Annotated in this window: 13 protein-coding genes; 11 read left to right on the top strand and 2 right to left on the bottom strand. The window is 59.3% G+C overall.

Annotation, left to right across the window (positions count from 1 at the left end):
- Nucleotides 1-440: 440 nt before the first annotated feature.
- The 7 genes from FXO12_RS11675 to FXO12_RS11645 are packed head-to-tail and all read left to right on the top strand — an operon-like array spanning nt 441 to nt 8,869.
- A complete protein-coding gene (locus FXO12_RS11675; protein ID WP_014717193.1) occupies nt 441-2,063 on the top strand; it encodes a methyl-accepting chemotaxis protein in 1,623 nt (540 codons plus the stop codon).
- Nucleotides 2,063-2,575 (top strand): chemotaxis protein CheW, encoded by a 513-nt coding sequence (locus tag FXO12_RS11670; protein ID WP_034126504.1) that lies wholly within the window; start codon nt 2,063-2,065, stop codon nt 2,573-2,575. Before FXO12_RS11675 ends, FXO12_RS11670 begins: the two co-directional genes overlap by 1 nt.
- The gene (locus tag FXO12_RS11665) at nt 2,572-3,834 is read left to right on the top strand and encodes a protein-glutamate O-methyltransferase CheR (RefSeq protein ID WP_054897108.1); all 1,263 of its coding nucleotides are present in this window, start codon (nt 2,572-2,574) and stop codon (nt 3,832-3,834) included. The genes FXO12_RS11670 and FXO12_RS11665 overlap by 4 nt, the downstream gene beginning before the upstream one ends.
- Nucleotides 3,831-4,532: a chemotaxis protein CheW gene (locus tag FXO12_RS11660; RefSeq protein WP_057976021.1), complete on the top strand. Its 702-nt coding sequence runs from the start codon at nt 3,831-3,833 to the stop codon at nt 4,530-4,532. The genes FXO12_RS11665 and FXO12_RS11660 overlap by 4 nt, the downstream gene beginning before the upstream one ends.
- Complete coding sequence (locus FXO12_RS11655; protein ID WP_054897110.1) at nt 4,529-6,808, top strand: hybrid sensor histidine kinase/response regulator; 2,280 nt, start codon at nt 4,529-4,531, stop codon at nt 6,806-6,808. Before FXO12_RS11660 ends, FXO12_RS11655 begins: the two co-directional genes overlap by 4 nt.
- Nucleotides 6,805-7,815, top strand: coding sequence for a chemotaxis response regulator protein-glutamate methylesterase (locus FXO12_RS11650; protein ID WP_034126508.1), 1,011 nt, complete (start codon nt 6,805-6,807; stop codon nt 7,813-7,815). The genes FXO12_RS11655 and FXO12_RS11650 overlap by 4 nt, the downstream gene beginning before the upstream one ends.
- A 52-nt stretch (nt 7,816-7,867) precedes the next feature.
- Nucleotides 7,868-8,869 carry a PleD family two-component system response regulator gene (locus FXO12_RS11645; protein WP_054897111.1) on the top strand — a complete coding sequence of 334 codons (1,002 nt, stop codon included), beginning with the start codon at nt 7,868-7,870 and terminating at the stop codon, nt 8,867-8,869.
- A gap of 143 nt (nt 8,870-9,012) precedes the next feature.
- Here the strand turns inward: FXO12_RS11645 and FXO12_RS11640 are convergent, their stop codons facing one another.
- Both FXO12_RS11640 and FXO12_RS11635 read right to left on the bottom strand, forming a co-directional pair.
- Nucleotides 9,013-9,267 carry a bacteriocin immunity protein gene (locus FXO12_RS11640; RefSeq protein ID WP_054897112.1) on the bottom strand — a complete coding sequence of 85 codons (255 nt, stop codon included), beginning with the start codon at nt 9,265-9,267 and terminating at the stop codon, nt 9,013-9,015.
- Nucleotide 9,268: 1 nt separating this feature from the next.
- A complete protein-coding gene (locus FXO12_RS11635; protein WP_057976019.1) occupies nt 9,269-11,536 on the bottom strand; it encodes an S-type pyocin domain-containing protein in 2,268 nt (755 codons plus the stop codon).
- Nucleotides 11,537-12,067: 531 nt separating this feature from the next.
- Here FXO12_RS11635 and prfB point away from each other — a divergent pair.
- The 4 genes from prfB (at nt 12,068) to FXO12_RS11615 (ending at nt 17,011) form a co-directional block, all read left to right on the top strand.
- Nucleotides 12,068-13,163, top strand: a protein-coding gene (prfB, locus tag FXO12_RS11630) for a peptide chain release factor 2 (RefSeq protein ID WP_096001736.1) whose coding sequence is annotated in 2 segments (ribosomal slippage) — nt 12,068-12,139 and nt 12,141-13,163 — 1,095 coding nt in all. Because the reading frame shifts where the segments join, the coding sequence is not laid out codon by codon here.
- Between the two features lie 79 nt (nt 13,164-13,242).
- Complete coding sequence (gene lysS / locus FXO12_RS11625; RefSeq protein WP_003189082.1) at nt 13,243-14,745, top strand: lysine--tRNA ligase; 1,503 nt, start codon at nt 13,243-13,245, stop codon at nt 14,743-14,745.
- Between the two features lie 143 nt (nt 14,746-14,888).
- Nucleotides 14,889-15,605, top strand: a complete 717-nt coding sequence (locus FXO12_RS11620) for a TetR/AcrR family transcriptional regulator (protein WP_072447663.1) — start codon at nt 14,889-14,891, stop codon at nt 15,603-15,605.
- A gap of 128 nt (nt 15,606-15,733) precedes the next feature.
- Nucleotides 15,734-17,011: a flavohemoglobin expression-modulating QEGLA motif protein gene (locus FXO12_RS11615; protein WP_014717201.1), complete on the top strand. Its 1,278-nt coding sequence runs from the start codon at nt 15,734-15,736 to the stop codon at nt 17,009-17,011.
- Nucleotides 17,012-17,114 lie beyond the last annotated feature (103 nt).

The raw sequence follows: 17,114 nt of genomic DNA, 5'->3' as shown, positions 1-17,114 counted from the left end.
TGGCGGCGGCCCCCCAAATCACTGGCGGATTACGGGCACACCGAGCCTGGGCGAGGTGCCGAGTGGTGGGGCAAGAGCGTTTTGCTTACTTTTGCGCTTTTCAAAAGTGAGCCGCCGTCAGGGCGGAACCCTAAGCGGCCATTGCCGCAGGAATGGATATGTACACAATCCAGCTGTGTTGACTGTCAGGCCGCCATCGCAGGCAAGTCAGCTCCCACATTCAGATCGTGGGGGGGCAGGTGGGTAGGCGTCGGCTGTCAGGCCGTCACGGGAGCAAGCTCCCTCGCCACAGGTCCAGCGCCGTACCAAAATTGTGTAGATAACTGTGGCCAACGCGAGCACATCTGCATTCTGTGCACTGCACATCAAAAGCCTTGATAAAAGCGCGCAGCCGCTCAGCTATACTCCCCTCCATTTGAATGGCCCTGCGAGGAATTACTGTGAAGAACTGGACCCTGCGCCAAAGGATTTTGGCGAGCTTTGCGGTAATTATCGCGATCATGCTACTGATGGTCGTGGTCTCGTATTCGCGCCTGCTGAAAATCGAAATCAGCGAAAACTCAGTGCGGGACGATGCGGTGCCCGGGGTGTTTTTCAGCTCCATGATTCGCAGCGCCTGGGTCGACAGCTACCTGCAGACCCAGGAGTTGGTCGGGATCCACGAGAACCAGGGCATTTCCGAAACCGACAAACAGGACTACAAGTCTTTCGAGGCTCGGCTTGAGCAACATATGGCCAGCTACGCAGGGACGATCAATATCACCCAGGATCGCACCGAATTCGATGCCTTCGAAAAACTGCACCAGAGCTACAACCAGATTCTCGCCCAGGTCTTGGCGGCCCATCAGAGCAATAACGCCGCCGAAGCACTGAGGTTGTTCAACGAGCAACTGACCCCCGCCTGGACAGCAGGCCGCATGAAGCTCAATGACATTATCAATGAGAACAAGCAGGTCGCCGACAACGCCACCGCCGCCATCGATGATGCGGTAGCGGCCGCGAAGATCAGCATGGGCGTCTCGCTGTTGCTGGCGATTCTCGCCGCCGCGCTGTGTGGCCTGTTGCTGATGCGCGCGATCATGGCGCCGATGCAGCGCATCGTTCAAATCCTCGAAGTCATGCGCACCGGTGACCTGAGCAAGCGCCTGAACCTGGAGCGCAAGGACGAATTCAACGCGGTTGAAACCGGCTTCAACGACATGATGACCGAGCTGACTGCCCTGGTGTCCCAGGCGCAGCGTTCATCGGTGCAGGTCACCACCTCGGTCACCGAGATTGCCGCGACCTCCAAGCAGCAACAGGCGACCGCGACAGAAACCGCAGCCACCACCACCGAAATCGGCGCCACTTCCCGCGAGATTGCCGCCACGTCCAAGGACTTGGTCCGCACCATGACCGAAGTGTCCACCGCCGCCGACCAGGCCTCGGTGGCTGCCGGTTCCGGCCAGCAGGGCCTGGCCCGCATGGAAGAAACCATGCACTCGGTGATGGGCGCCGCCGACCTGGTCAACGCCAAGCTGGCGATCCTCAATGAGAAGGCCGGCAACATCAACCAGGTGGTAGTCACCATCGTCAAGGTGGCCGACCAGACCAACCTGTTGTCCCTCAATGCTGCGATCGAGGCTGAGAAAGCCGGTGAGTACGGGCGCGGCTTTGCCGTGGTTGCCACCGAAGTGCGCCGCCTGGCCGACCAGACCGCTGTGGCGACCTACGACATTGAGCAGATGGTGCGTGAGATCCAGTCGGCGGTGTCGGCAGGGGTGATGGGCATGGACAAATTCTCCGAGGAGGTGCGCCGCGGCATGTCTGAGGTGCAGCAAGTGGGCGAGCAACTGTCGCAGATCATCCATCAGGTACAGGCCCTGGCGCCGCGGGTGTTGATGGTCAACGAAGGTATGCAGGCCCAGGCCACCGGTGCCGAGCAGATCAACCACGCGCTGGTGCAATTGGGCGATGCCAGCAGCCAGACCGTCGAATCCCTGCGCCAGGCCAGCTTTGCCATTGATGAACTGAGCCAGGTTGCGGTCGGTCTGCGCAGCGGCGTCTCGCGTTTCAAAGTCTGATGAGCGAGCTCGCGGCTAAACGCGGTGCCGTCCCGGCAGCGAAAAAGGCGTTGTTTCTGGTGTTTCGCATCGGCAACGAACGCTTTGCCCTCAAGGCTACGGAAGTGGCCGAGGTACTGCCGCGCCTGGCGCTCAAACCTATCGCCCAAGCGCCCTTGTGGGTGGCGGGTATCTTCGCCCATCGTGGGGTGCTGGTGCCGGTCATCGACTTGAGCGCCCTGACGTTCGGCACTTCGGCTCAGGCGCGTACCAGCACGCGCCTGGTGCTGGTCAATTACCAGCCGCAGCCCTGGAGTGAGGCGCGTTGGCTGGGGCTGATTTTGGAACAGGCCACCGACACCCTGCGTTGCGACCCCGCCGAATTCCAGCCCTATGGCCTGGACAACCGGCAGGCGCCGTACCTGGGGCCGGTGCGTGAAGATGCCCAGGGCTTGATGCAGTGGATTGGCGTTGCGGATCTGTTGACCGCGCCAGTGCGCGCCTTGCTGTTTTCCGCCGAGTTGAGCCTATGAGCAATGACCCGCGGTTTTTCGCGTTTTTGAAAGAACGCATCGGCCTGGACGTCGCTTCGGTGGGCGAGGCGATTATCGAACGCGCGGTGCGCCAGCGCTGCCAGTCGTCCCAGTCGCAGTCGGCGGAGGCTTACTGGCAACACCTGCAAACCTCCCATGACGAGCAGCAGGCGCTGATCGAAGCGGTGATCGTCCCCGAGACCTGGTTTTTCCGCTATCCCGAATCCTTTGCAACCCTGGCTCGCCTGGCCCAGGCACGCTTGGCCGAGATCAACCAGATGCGCGCCCTGCGTATTCTCAGCCTGCCGTGTTCGACCGGCGAAGAACCCTATTCGATTGCCATGGCCTTGCTCGATGCGGGGTTGGCGCCCCACCAGTTCAAAGTGCAGGGCATGGATGTCAGCCCGCTGTCGGTGGAGCGCGCGCGGCGGGGCGTGTACGGCAAGAACTCGTTTCGCGGCGCCGACCTTGAGTTTCGTGACCGTCACTTCACTGAAGACGCAGGTAATTACCGCATCGCCGACCGGGTGCGCGAACAAGTGCGCCTGCAAGTCGGCAACTTGCTGGACCCGGCACTGCTGGCGAATGAGCCAACCTACGATTTTGTGTTCTGCCGCAACTTGCTGATCTACTTCGACCAGCCGACCCAGAAACAGGTCTTTGATGTGCTCAAGGCATTGACTCACGTAGACGGTGTGCTGTTTATCGGCCCGGCCGAGGGCAGCCTGCTGGGGCGTCACGGCATGCGCTCCATCGGTGTGCCGCAGTCCTTTGCCTTCAGTCGGCATGTAGAACCGGCCCCGCCGGTTGCACCTGTGGTCAAACCGACGCCCGCGCCGCTACCGCAGCGCAGGGCGGTGCCGATACCGCTCAAGCCGCGGCCGTTCAGCACCGTCAGCCCCAACGTGCCACCGGTCAAAGTGGTGACTACCGATGCCGGGGATTTGCTCAGCCAGATCGCAACCCTGGCCAACGAGGGCAAAAGTGCCGAGGCCCGAGCGGCCTGCGAACGGTATTTGAGCAGTCACCCGCCGGCCGCCCAGGTGTTTTACTGGTTGGGGCTGCTCAGCGATGTGGCTGGCAGTGCCCTGGAGGCCCAAGGGTATTACCGAAAAGCCCTGTATCTGGAACCGCAGCATCCCCAGGCCCTGATGCACCTGGCCGCGTTGCTCGAGTCCCAGGGTGACAGTGCCGGCGCGCGCCGTCTTCAGGCACGCGCCGCCCGTAGCGAGCGAGCTGACAGTGAGTCCAAACGATGAGTAGTCCTGACGCGCTCGACACCGCAGGCCTGGACCTGACGCTGACCGATACCCAAGCCATTGACGACTGTTGGAACCGCATCGGTATTCATGGCGACAAGTCCTGCCCGTTGTTGGCCGAGCATATCCACTGCCGCAATTGCTCGGTGTATTCCGCCGCCGCCACACGCCTGCTCGACCGCTACGCACTGCAACAGGACGACCATCACGCGCAGGCAACTGCCGAAGCGGATAACGAGGTGGTCACCCGTTCGCTGTTGATGTTCCGCCTCGGCGAAGAATGGCTCGGTATCGCCACCCGTTGCCTGGTGGAAGTGGCGCCGTTGCAGCCGATCCACTCGCTGCCGCACCAGCGTTCCCGAGCGCTGCTGGGCGTGGCCAACGTACGCGGGGCGCTGGTGGCGTGCCTCTCACTGGTGGAACTGTTGGGCCTGGACAGCACCAGTGCCGGCTCCAGCGGCGGGCGGATCATGCCGCGCATGCTGATCATCGCTGCCCAGGACGGCCCGGTCGTGGTGCCGGTGGATGAAGTAGACGGTATCCATGCCATCGATGAGCGCACCTTGAAGGCCGCATCGGTGTCCGGCACCCAGGCCAGCGCACGCTACACCCAAGGCGTGTTGCAGTGGAAAGGCCGCAGCCTGCGTTGGCTGGACGAAGCGCAATTGTTGTCCGCCGTGACCCGGAGCCTCGCATGACCCCCGACCAGATGCGCGATGCCTCGCTGTTGGAACTGTTCAGCCTGGAGGCTGATGCGCAGACCCAAGTGTTGAGCGCGGGCCTGCTGGCGCTGGAACGCAACCCGACCCAGGCCGACCAGCTCGAAGCCTGCATGCGCGCCGCGCATTCACTTAAAGGGGCGGCGCGGATTGTCGGTGTGGATGCCGGCGTCAGCGTGGCCCACGTAATGGAAGATTGCCTGGTCAGCGCCCAGGAAGGCCGTCTGTATCTGCAACCTGAACATATCGACGCATTACTGCAAGGCACTGATCTGCTGATGCGTATCGCCACCCCGGGCAACGATGTGGGGCCGGCGGATATCGAGGCGTACGTAGCGCTGATGGAGCGCTTGCTCGATCCCTCGCAGCCGATTGCGACGCCCGCGCCAAAACCCGAGCCCATCCCCGCGCCGCGGGTTGACGCGCTGCTGCTGGAGCCCGAGCTGGAGCCTGCGCCACCGCTCGGCAGTGACGCGCCGCGCCAGAACAAGCGCATGACCGAAGGCGGCGAGCGTGTGCTGCGGGTGACGGCTGAGCGCTTGAACAGTCTGTTGGACTTGTCCAGCAAATCCCTGGTGGAAACCCAGCGGCTCAAGCCGTACCTGGCCAGCCTGCAACGCCTCAAGCGCATTCAAAGTAACAGCTTGCGTGCGCTGGATGCCCTGGACGGCCAGCTCAAGTCGCTGGATCTGAACCTGGAAGCCCAGGAGGCCCTGGCCGATACCCGTCGCCTGCTGAGTGAAGCCCAGGCCCTGCTGGCGGAAAAAAACGCCGAGCTGGATGAGTTCGGCTGGCAGGCCGGCCAGCGCGCCCAGGTGCTCTACGACACCGCATTGGCCTGCCGCATGCGGCCGTTTGCCGATGTGCTGGCCGGGCAGGTGCGCATGGTGCGTGACTTAGGTCGCAGCCTGGGCAAGCAAGTGCGCCTGGAGATTGAGGGCGAAAAGACCCAGGTCGACCGGGACGTGCTGGAAAAACTCGAAGCGCCGCTCACCCATCTATTACGCAATGCGGTCGATCACGGCATCGAACCCCCTGAGCAACGCGTGCTGGCGGGCAAGCCGGCGGAAGGCTTGATTCGCCTGCGTGCGTCCCATCAGGCCGGGTTGTTGGTGCTGGAATTGAGCGATGACGGCAACGGTGTCGACCTCGAGCGCCTGCGCGGCACCATCGTCGACCGCCATCTGTCGCCGGTTGAAACGGCCCTGCGTCTGAGTGAAGAGGAACTGCTCACGTTCCTCTTCTTGCCAGGGTTCAGCCTGCGCGACAAAGTCACCGAAGTGTCCGGGCGCGGGGTCGGCCTGGACGCGGTGCAACATATGGTTCGTCAACTGCGCGGCGCGGTGGTGCTGGAGCAGACGGCGGGGCAGGGCAGCCGCTTCCATCTTGAGGTGCCGTTGACCCTGTCGGTGGTGCGCAGCCTGGTGGTGGAAGTCGGCGAAGAAGCCTATGCCTTTCCCCTGGCGCATATCGAACGCATGTGCGACCTGGCGCCCGACGACATCGTGCAGTTGGAAGGCCGCCAGCATTTCTGGCATGAGGGCCGGCACGTCGGCCTGGTTGCCGCCAGCCAGTTGCTGCAGCGCCCGCCGGGGCAGAACCCGTCAGATACCTTGAAGGTGGTGGTGATCCGCGAGCGCGATGCCGTATACGGGATTGCCGTGGAGCGTTTTATCGGCGAGCGCACCCTGGTGGTGTTGCCGCTGGATGATCGTCTGGGGAAAGTCCAGGACATTTCCGCCGGGGCCTTGCTCGATGACGGCTCGGTGGTGTTGATCGTCGATGTCGAAGACATGCTGCGTTCGGTGGATAAATTGCTCAACACCGGTCGCCTGGAGCGCATTGCCCGGCGCAGCCAGCAGGCCACCGAAGCGCCGCGCAAGCGTGTGCTGGTGGTGGACGACTCACTGACGGTGCGCGAGCTGCAACGCAAATTATTACTCAATCGTGGTTATGAAGTCGCTGTTGCGGTCGATGGCATGGATGGCTGGAACGCATTGCGCTCCGAGGACTTCGACCTGCTTATCACTGATATTGATATGCCTCGCATGGACGGTATTGAATTGGTCACACTTTTGCGCCGTGACAGTCGCCTGCAATCGTTGCCGGTGATGGTGGTTTCCTACAAGGATCGTGAAGAAGACCGCCGCCGTGGCCTCGACGCCGGGGCCGACTATTATCTAGCCAAAGCCAGTTTCCATGACGACGCCTTGCTCGACGCCGTGGTTGAACTGATTGGAGGCGCCCGGGCATGAGGATTGCGATCGTCAATGACATGCCCCTGGCGGTGGAGGCCTTGCGCCGCGCCCTGAGTTACGAGCCCGCCCACGAGGTGGTATGGGTGGCCAGCAATGGCCTGGAAGCGGTACAGCGTTGCGCCGAGCTGACCCCGGACCTGATCCTGATGGACCTGATCATGCCGGTGATGGATGGGGTGGAGGCCACCCGGCAGATCATGGCCGACACGCCTTGCCCGATTGTGATCGTCACTGTCGACCGCCAGGCCAACGTCAGCCGCGTATTCGAAGCCATGGGCCACGGCGCCCTGGATGTGGTGGACACCCCGGCACTGGGCGTTGGCAACCCTAAGGATGCGGCCGCGCCCCTGCTGCGCAAGATCCTCAATATTGGTTGGCTGATCGGCCAGCGCGGCACGCGGGTGCGTGCCGAAACCCCGCCGCAGCGGGTCACCGGCAAGCGTCAACGGCTGGTGGCCATTGGTTCTTCGGCTGGTGGGCCGGCGGCACTGGAAGTTCTGCTCAAGGGTTTGCCCCGGGATTTTCCCGCCGCCATCGTGCTGGTACAGCATGTGGACCAGGTCTTCGCCGCCGGCATGGCCGAGTGGCTGAGCAGCGCTTCCGGCCTGCCGGTGCGCCTGGCCTGTGAGGGCGAGCCGCCTCAACCCGGCGTGGTATTGCTGGCCGGAACCAACCACCATATTCGCTTGTTGAAAAATGGCACGTTAGCCTATACCGCAGAGCCGGTGAACGAGATTTACCGGCCCTCCATCGACGTGTTTTTCGAAAGCGTCGCCAGTTACTGGAACGGTGACGCCGTTGGCGTCTTGCTCACCGGCATGGGGCGCGACGGCGCCCAGGGCCTCAAGCTGATGCGTGAACAAGGATATTTGACCATCGCCCAGGACCAGCAGAGCTCGGCGGTGTATGGCATGCCCAAAGCGGCGGCGGCGATTGATGCTGCTGTTGAAATTCGCCCACTGGATAGAATTGCGCCCCGATTGCTGGAGGTCTTTGCAAAATGAACAAAAATCTCCCGCCGTGCTGGCTTGCAGGTAGTAATTCAGGTGATTGCACATGAATGATTTACAGCTCGACGACTTCAAGACCGACGAAAACGCCGCCATGGTGCTGCTGGTCGACGACCAGGCCATGATCGGTGAAGCCGTGCGGCGTGGCCTGGCCCATGAAGAGAACATCGACTTCCACTTTTGCGCCGACCCGCACCAGGCGATTGCCCAGGCGATCCGCATCAAGCCCACGGTGATCCTGCAAGACCTGGTGATGCCGGGCCTGGACGGCCTGACCCTGGTGCGTGAGTACCGCAATCACCCGGCCACCGCGAATATCCCGATCATCGTGCTGTCCACCAAAGAGGACCCACTGATCAAAAGCGCGGCCTTTGCGGCCGGGGCCAATGATTACCTGGTCAAGCTGCCGGACAACATCGAACTGGTAGCACGCATCCGCTATCACTCGCGCTCCTACATGACCCTGTTGCAGCGCGACGCGGCCTACCGCGCGTTGCGGGTCAGCCAGCAACAGTTGCTGGACACCAACCTGGTGCTGCAACGCCTGATGAACTCCGACGGCCTGACCGGGCTGTCCAACCGCCGTCACTTCGACGAATACCTGGAGCTGGAATGGCGCCGCGCCATGCGCGACCAGACCCAACTCTCGTTGCTGATGATCGATGTGGACTTCTTCAAGACCTACAACGACAGCTTCGGCCACGTCGAGGGCGACGAAGCCTTGCGCAAAGTCGCAGCCACCATTCGCGATGCCAGCAGCCGCCCTTCGGACTTGCCGGCGCGCTACGGTGGCGAAGAGTTCGCACTGGTCCTGCCCAACACCTCGCCGGGCGGCGCACGCCTGGTCGCGGAAAAACTGCGCATGGCGGTGGCGGCGTTGAAAATCCCGCACATCGCCCCGGCTGAAGGTGCCAGCCTGACCATCAGTATCGGGCTGTCGACGTTGACGCCGGCTCAGGGTACGGACTGTCGGCAGTTGATCATGGCGGCGGACAAGGGGTTGTACACGGCCAAGAACAATGGGCGTAATCAGGTTGGTATCGAGTAATTAGAGGCCAACTTCAATGTGCGAGGGGGACTTCCCCCTTGCACTCCTGAGTTTCGTACTCATCCGAATTGATTACATATGAAAGTTTTTGAGCTAAGAAATCTGCCATCGTTGTAGAGCCGATGGCAGGGGGCAGGACGGCGTTATTCTATTCTGAATCCAGGCTTGCCATTATTCGCGCGCCACTCTTTGACCTCTTTTACAATGCCTTCTGGACTGTCTTCTCTACCCTTTCTTGGATAATAGACGAGGTCTGACCCATCAGGATGCTCCGTAAGTCGCTTGAATTCTAATAGCATTTCGTCATCTTCTTCCTCAGAGCGAGCACTCGCATCACAAAGAGAAATTACAAATTTTAAAAATTCGCTTTCTGTGTACTCGGAAATTGAGGTTTTCATCTTAATTACCTTTGCCGTGAATACGCTTATGAAGTTTTGGAGTGACTATGTGGATATTGTCGATGTCGAAAATTTCTCCGCCTTGGGAAATGAATATTTTATGGTGAAGTTCGAATTTACTAGATTTTCCAGCATGTTCTAGTTCGCTAGTATAGGGCGCCTTGCCGTTTAGTATTCTTCTTAGGTTTTGACGGTTTAACTGACTAGCCAGTTCCGAGTCGCTAGCAACCGTTTTCCAGAAGGCTTCACGAAATGCCTTGAAGTTTTTAAATTCTTGACCTCTCAGTTTTGCGGCAATTTGCGATGGTATAGGGACTCCTTCACCCTGGGAGGCCGCTCCCAGCCAAGAGCCGGTTATAGATTGCCCATTGCCTGTCACGATTCCGGGATCTTCACGCCGATCCCTGAACATGACATAGATTGGAGGCAGGCCAGAATCGACCGGGAAAACGATGATGAAGTCGTCAAATCCAGCTTCAACAACGGCTGGAAAACTGTCAACCCTACCCTCGACTGGAATTGTGTCGGCGCCTGCATAGACGGGCGTTTCAGGCGGGGCCGGTGGCAGCGTTGTTGAGCTATCTCCAGGAGCGGAAATAGGTGTCCAAATCAACGTTCTTGGTGGAATGTCACTTGTCGTGACGGTGTATACCTTCTGCCCAGGATCATAGGTCGCAGTAACCACTTTGACCCTGGAAGGCACGCTTGCACCATCGGTGTTGACCACAAAAACTTCTGACCGCCCATCTGCGGCCGTCCTCGAACTCATTCGAACCGGCAGGTCGATTGTGCCGTTGACTGCCGAACTTATCGTCGACTCGTCGAGGCCTGGTACCAAGGTTGAGATCGGTGTGCCAAGCGCATAACGCTCTGGAAGTTCTCCGTTCGCGAGTTTGGGAGAATAGATCAGCGCTGAAACACCGACCATCAAGCCACTCGCGGTACTGGCGGCCAATTCCGTCAATGCGGCCACTGCTGCCCCAATAGCGGCTCGCAGCGTGACGGTAACCCCCTCTGCTGTAGCGATAGTTCCGACTGAGGTCATGACTATCGCTTGAGTCGCAGCAGCAGTGCCCGACAGTCGATAGGTATTGGCTACTCTTACCGCTTCAATACGCGCTTGGGCCGTTGCTACCTGCTGCGCACGTTCTGCGAGGTCGCTGATTGCATTGGAGGCGTTGGCAAGAAACCGCGCGGACTCTGACTTCAGCACAAAGTCATGATGGCTGAGCCATCTCACCCCAAGAGCGGTATTCTGCTGTAGATAAATAAGCTGTTTGAGTCCCTCAAGCTCGGGTTTGCTGAGTGGCGGTGTAACCTGTGGGTTGGCTGCGGGATAGTAAATCATCAACCCGTTCCGGTTTATGGCTAACGGTGGGTCAATAGGTTTGATCGCAGCCATCGTTTTTTCGATCATTTTGTCCAGCGTGTTTTTGTAACGCATGAGGGTCTGGTCGGGTGTCAATCCAACGACCGAACCGGCAAGAGAGGCGAGTTCCACCTGCAGGTATTCCGGCAGCAACTGCACCTGAATTTCCAACTCATCTGCAATGGCCTTCAGATACTCATTGTGTAAATTTTCCCAGCCAGGATCCTGTTCGGCTAAATTGGCCTCCAGTGTTTGCCGGGCCTTTGCCAACCCTGAAAGTTTTTTAGTCAGAATGTCTATGGAGAGCGAGAGAGCCTTGAGTTCTTGTGCGGCCCTCCAGACGTTGTCGTAAAGTGTGTAGGCATCGCCCAGATTTTTTATCGGGTCAGAAGAGGCAAGCGTTTCACGTAGCTTTGTATAAGTTAAGTTTTCCATCAGGTAAAAAGGGCTTTGATCATAGAGCCCATAGATGAGTGGCGCAGTACTGGCGTATTTGGATTTTTTCGCGTCGATGATTTCAAATGCGATTTTTTGATCGAGAATGGCTGAGGCTGTCTCTGTGAGTGCCTGTGAAGCTTTCGCGGCTTGCTGTTTCTCTGCGAGTTCGCGTTCAGTGTCAGTAGTGAGGGTTGCGAACCGTGCGCTGTACTCCGCGTCAATCAAGGATTGATTGTACTTTTGCTCTCCAATGAAATCGGCGGTGGTGCTAGGGAAGTCAAACTGCTTGAAGCGGCTACGGTCTCCTTCACCTCGACGTGGCCCTTCTTGAAGGCCCCAGCCATCTCCACTTCCTACGTAGCCTCCGCCTTCACCACCCCAATAAGTGTTTCGTCTCTCTGCGGTAATTATCGTCGGCTTGAGTTCTAAAGGTTGTCCTGGCTGCCACCCTTGTTGTGCCATAGGGCCTCTCCATTTTTATGAGAGTGATCGTTAGAGTTTGTGCGTCCTGAAGAAAAAAACTCAGGCGCTTTGATCGAACTTATTTGAGAGGGAAGAAAGAAAAAACTGATGGCGTTTTGATTTGATTTTATGTGTGTAGGAGGCTTTGTAAGACGGTTCTGAAACTGATGTATTTATATTCTTGTATGTTTATCACTTGAGTCTTGGGATGATTTGGCTAGAAACCTAATTGTTTGTTTTTATTGGAGTGGGTTGGTTTGTGGTCTTTTAGGCAGGCTCTGATTTGGATTTTCAAATTATTTGTATAAACAGATGAACGGTCTGGTTTTAGCGAGTAGTAGGTCGGGTTTTCTAACGCGCGGCATCGTCAATCTATAGGAAATGCTCTGATGGTCGCGTATCCGTCACCGAAGCAAGCGTGACGAGAGGCAAGCGCTGTCTTGGCAGAATCGACCAAGCGGGCTGCCGTTTCCAGCCGTTTGCCGTTATACTCGCCGGCTTTCAAAAGTTCGCCAACGAGTGCTGCCCGCCATGGAAATCAACCCGATCCTTAACACCATCAAGGACCTGTCCGAGCGCTCCGAAACTATTCGGGGGTATCTTTGACTACGATCAAAAGCATGAGCGTCTGACCGAGGTCAATCGCGAGCTTGAAGATCCGAGTGTCTGGAACAAACCTGAATACGCCCAGGAACTGGGGCGCGAGCGCGCTGCGCTGGCACAGATTGTCGATACCCTCGACGAACTGAACACCGGCCTGGGTGATTGCCGCGACCTGCTGGACATGGCCGTCGAAGAAAACGACGAAGGCGCAGTGGGCGATGTTGTCGCCGAGCTGGCCCGTCTCGAGGAAAACCTCGCCAAGCTTGAATTCCGCCGCATGTTCAGCCACGAAATGGACCCGAACAACGCCTACCTGGATATCCAGGCCGGTTCCGGTGGCACCGAAGCCCAGGACTGGGCCAACATCCTGCTGCGCATGTACCTGCGCTGGGCCGACAAGCGCGGTTTCGACGCGACCATCATGGAACTGTCCGCCGGTGAAGTGGCCGGTATCAAGGGTGCGACAGTACACATCAAGGGCGAATACGCCTTTGGCTGGCTGCGCACCGAGATCGGCGTGCACCGCCTGGTGCGCAAGAGCCCGTTCGACTCCGGCAACCGTCGCCACACCTCATTCTCTGCGGTGTTCGTCTCGCCAGAGATCGACGACAAAGTGGAAATCGAGATCAACCCGGCCGACCTGCGGATCGACACCTACCGCTCCTCCGGCGCCGGTGGTCAGCACGTAAACACCACTGACTCGGCCGTACGTATCACCCACGTACCGACCAACACCGTGGTCAGTTGCCAGAACGAACGTTCCCAGCACGCCAACAAGGACACCGCCATGAAAATGCTGCGGGCCAAGTTGTACGAGCAGGAAATGCAGAAGCGCAACGCCGCTTCCCAGGCGCTGGAAGACACCAAGTCGGATATCGGCTGGGGTCACCAGATCCGTTCGTACGTGCTCGATGCCTCGCGGATCAAGGATCTGCGCACTAACATCGAACGCAGCGACTGCGACAAGGTACTCGACGGCGATATCGACGAATACCTGGAAGCCAGCCTGAAATCCGGCCTCTAATACCCTCTGTGGGAGCGGGCTTGCCCGCGATCCCCCGCCGAAGGCTGGGGGCAACGAACCTGATGGAATATTTAAAGACATGAGCGACCAACAACTCGACCCGCAAGCACTGCAACAGGAAGAAAACTCCCTGATCGCCCTGCGCAAGGAAAAGCTTGCTGCCGAGCGCGCCAAGGGTAACGCCTTCCCCAACGACTTCCGTCGCGACAACTACTGCGATGCCTTGCAGAAGCAATACGCGGACAAGACCAAGGAAGAACTGGCTGAGGCTGCGATCCCGGTCAAGGTGGCAGGTCGCATCATGCTCAACCGTGGCTCGTTCATGGTGATCCAGGACATGACCGGTCGCATCCAGGTCTACGTCAACCGCAAGACCCTGTCCGAAGAAACCCTGGCCTCGGTGAAAACCTGGGACATGGGCGACATCATCGCCGCCGAAGGCACCCTGGCCCGTTCCGGCAAGGGCGACCTGTACGTCGAGATGACCAATGTACGCCTGCTGACCAAGTCCCTGCGCCCGCTGCCAGACAAGCACCACGGCCTGACCGACACCGAACAGCGCTATCGCCAGCGCTACGTTGACCTGATCGTCAACGAAGACGTGCGCCAGACCTTCCGCGTACGCTCGCAAGTCATTGCTCACATCCGCAGCTTCCTGATGCAGCGTGACTTCCTGGAAGTGGAAACCCCGATGCTGCAGACCATCCCGGGTGGTGCCGCAGCCAAGCCGTTCGAGACCCACCACAACGCGCTGGACATGGAAATGTTCCTGCGCATTGCGCCTGAGCTGTACCTCAAGCGGCTTGTTGTTGGCGGCTTTGAAAAGGTGTTCGAGATCAACCGCAACTTCCGTAACGAAGGCGTCTCGACCCGTCACAACCCTGAATTCACCATGTTGGAGTTCTACCAGGCCTACGCCGACTACGAAGACAACATGGACCTGACCGAAGAGCTGTTCCGCGAGCTGGCACAGCTGGTGCTGGGCAGCACTGACGTGCCGTACGGCGACAAGGTGTTCCACTTCGGCGAGCCATTCGTGCGCCTGTCGGTGTTCGACTCGATCCTCAAGTACAACCCCGAGCTGACCGCTGACGACCTCAACGACATCGACAAGGCCCGTGCCATTGCCAAGAAAGCCGGCGCCAAGGTGCTGGGCTTCGAAGGCCTGGGCAAGCTGCAGGTGATGATTTTCGAAGAATTGGTGGAGCACAAGCTGGAACAGCCGCACTTCATTACCCAATACCCGTTCGAAGTGTCGCCGCTGGCCCGTCGCAACGACGACAACCCGAACGTCACCGACCGTTTCGAGCTGTTCATCGGTGGCCGCGAAATCGCCAACGCCTATTCCGAGCTTAACGATGCGGAAGACCAGGCCGAGCGCTTCATGGCCCAGGTGGCCGACAAGGACGCCGGTGACGACGAAGCCATGCACTACGATGCCGACTTCGTTCGGGCCCTGGAGTACGGCATGCCGCCGACTGCCGGTGAAGGTATCGGCATTGACCGTCTGGTGATGTTGTTGACCAACTCGCCGTCGATCCGCGACGTGATCCTGTTCCCGCACATGCGGCCACAAGCGTAACCGTAGCGAAATCCGAAGCCGCCTTTTATAAGGCGGCTTTTTTATGTGGCCTGTTCAAGTGGTGCTTGTCATTGATCGTTCCCACGCTCCGCATGGGAATGCACCCTGTGACGCTCCGCGTCACCTCTAAAGGAAGAAGTGTGGTGAACCGCGTAATGGCTCAAGAAGGTGCCGCCGGCATTGCTGCTGCCGTGGCTGAAAGCGTTCAGTACCAGGGCCGCAAGGCCAGTCGGCGGGGCAGCGAGCAGCGCCGGCAAGACATTCTCGATGCGGCCATGCGTATCGTCGTGCGCGATGGCGTGCGGGCCGTACGTCATCGGGCAGTGGCGGCAGAGGCGGGGGTGCCGCTGTCGGCCACCACCTATTACTTCAAAGACATCGACGACCTGCTCACCGACACCTTCGCCCAATACGTGGAGCGCAGCGCCGCTTTCATGGGCAAGCTGTGGGTGCGCAACGAAGGCCTGTTGCGCGAGATGGTCGCCTATGGTGACGGCAGCCCGCAGTCGCGTTCGCAACTGGCCGATGATATCGCCCGCCTGACCGCCGACTATGTGCTGCGCCAGCTGACCAACCGCCGCGAATACCTGATGGCCGAGCAGGCTTTTCGCCAGGAAGCCCTGCTCAACCCGCGCCTGGCCGAACTGGTACGCTCCCACCAACAGATCCTGTTGCAGGGCACCGGGCAGTTTTTCCAGGTATTGGGTTCCCGTGAGCCACAGCAGGATGCCAAGGTGTTGACGGCTATCATCAGTCGGATGGAATATCAGGGCCTGTTGGGCGGCGCAGAGCCTTTGACGGGTGACGAGATGCTTGAAATTCTCAAGCGTCACATGCACCTGGTATTGGCCTCGGCCTAGCCCTGTGCGCAATCTGCTTTGGGTGGGGGCAGGCAAGCCAGCTCCTACCTCTGATGGGCCTGCTGCTCAGATGTGAAGCCGTGCGCTAACTGCGCGTGGGCCAATAACGTTTAAAGAGGAAGCACCGGGTGGACGATTACCAGCAGACGATACGCACCTTGTCCGATCGCATTGTGCTGGCGCAAACACCGATCCGCGTCCTTGATGCGGTGAAATGGGACGAGAACATTCGTCAGGGATTTCTCAAGGCCAAGGGCAAGGCGATGCCTGCCGTAGACCGTGATTACTACCTGAACCGGCCGCTGTCGTTCGATTCCAGTGCGGTGAAGTTGGAGTTTCAGAACATCGAGCGCGACATCACCCGTCGCCTTGGGCAATTCAGTCCGGTTGGGCAGATCATGCGGCGCATGTGCCGTGAATACCGCATGGTGGTGCGCATGCTTGAAGCGCGCGGCACCGAGGACTTCGGTCTGATTTCCCAAGAGCTTTACGGCGCCGCCTCCGATGCGTTCCACGCCGGCGACCCGACCCTGGCCGACCTTGGCCTGATGCTCTCCGACTACCTGAACAACATCGATGGCCGGGGTGACCTCAAGGACGAAGCCAAGACCCTCACCGCCAAGGACGCGGTCAGCCTGCTGCAAACGCGCCTGAACAAGGTGTTTGGCGAAGCCGAAGAGACCATCCGCGTGTTCGAGTCCGACGGCATTGTCGCCGATGCGGCAGCGGGCGCCGACTACATCAAGATCCGCGCCGATGCGATGTTCAATGACCGCGACGTGCGCGCCCTCGAAGTGCATGAAGGGTTGGTGCATGTGGGCACCACCCTTAACGGCCAGAACCAGCCGATCTGCACGTTTCTGTCCAAGGGCCCGCCGTCGTCCACCGTCACCCAGGAAGGCCTGGCGATCCTGATGGAAATCATCACGTTTGCCTCCTACCCCAGCCGCCTGCGCAAACTCACCAACCGGACCCGCGCCATCCATATGGTGGAGGAGGGCGCTGACTTCCTGCAGGTGTTCGAGTTCTTCCGTGAGCAAGGCTTTGAAATGGCCGAAAGCTATGGGAATGCCAGCCGGGTATTTCGTGGTTCGGTGCCCACCGGCCTGCCATTTACCAAGGATTTGTCCTACCTCAAGGGCTTTATCATGGTCTACAACTACATCCAGCTCGCCGTGCGCAAAGGCAAGCTGGAGCAAGTGCCGCTGCTGTTCTGCGGCAAGACCACCCTTGAAGACATGCGTACCCTGCGCCAGCTGGTCGACGAAGGCCTGGTGGTGCCGCCCAAGTACCTGCCGGAGCAGTTTCGTGACATGAACGCGCTGGCGGCCTGGATGTGCTTCTCCAACTTCCTCAACCACTTGAGTCTGGACCGGATCGAGGCGGATTACTCCAATATCCTTTAACTGACGAAACCGAATCAAAAAATGTGGGAGCTGGCTTGCCTGCGATAGCGCTGGGTCAGCCAGCACTCAGTCACTGATAGACCGCTATCGCAGGCAAGCCAGC

The sequence above is a fragment of the Pseudomonas sp. J380 genome, from assembly GCF_009827115.1.
In the GTDB taxonomy this organism is placed as follows: Bacteria; Pseudomonadota; Gammaproteobacteria; order Pseudomonadales; family Pseudomonadaceae; genus Aquipseudomonas; species Aquipseudomonas paracarnis.
Note: the sequence above shows the minus strand (reverse complement) of the source record. Positions and strands in the feature narration are given on the sequence as shown.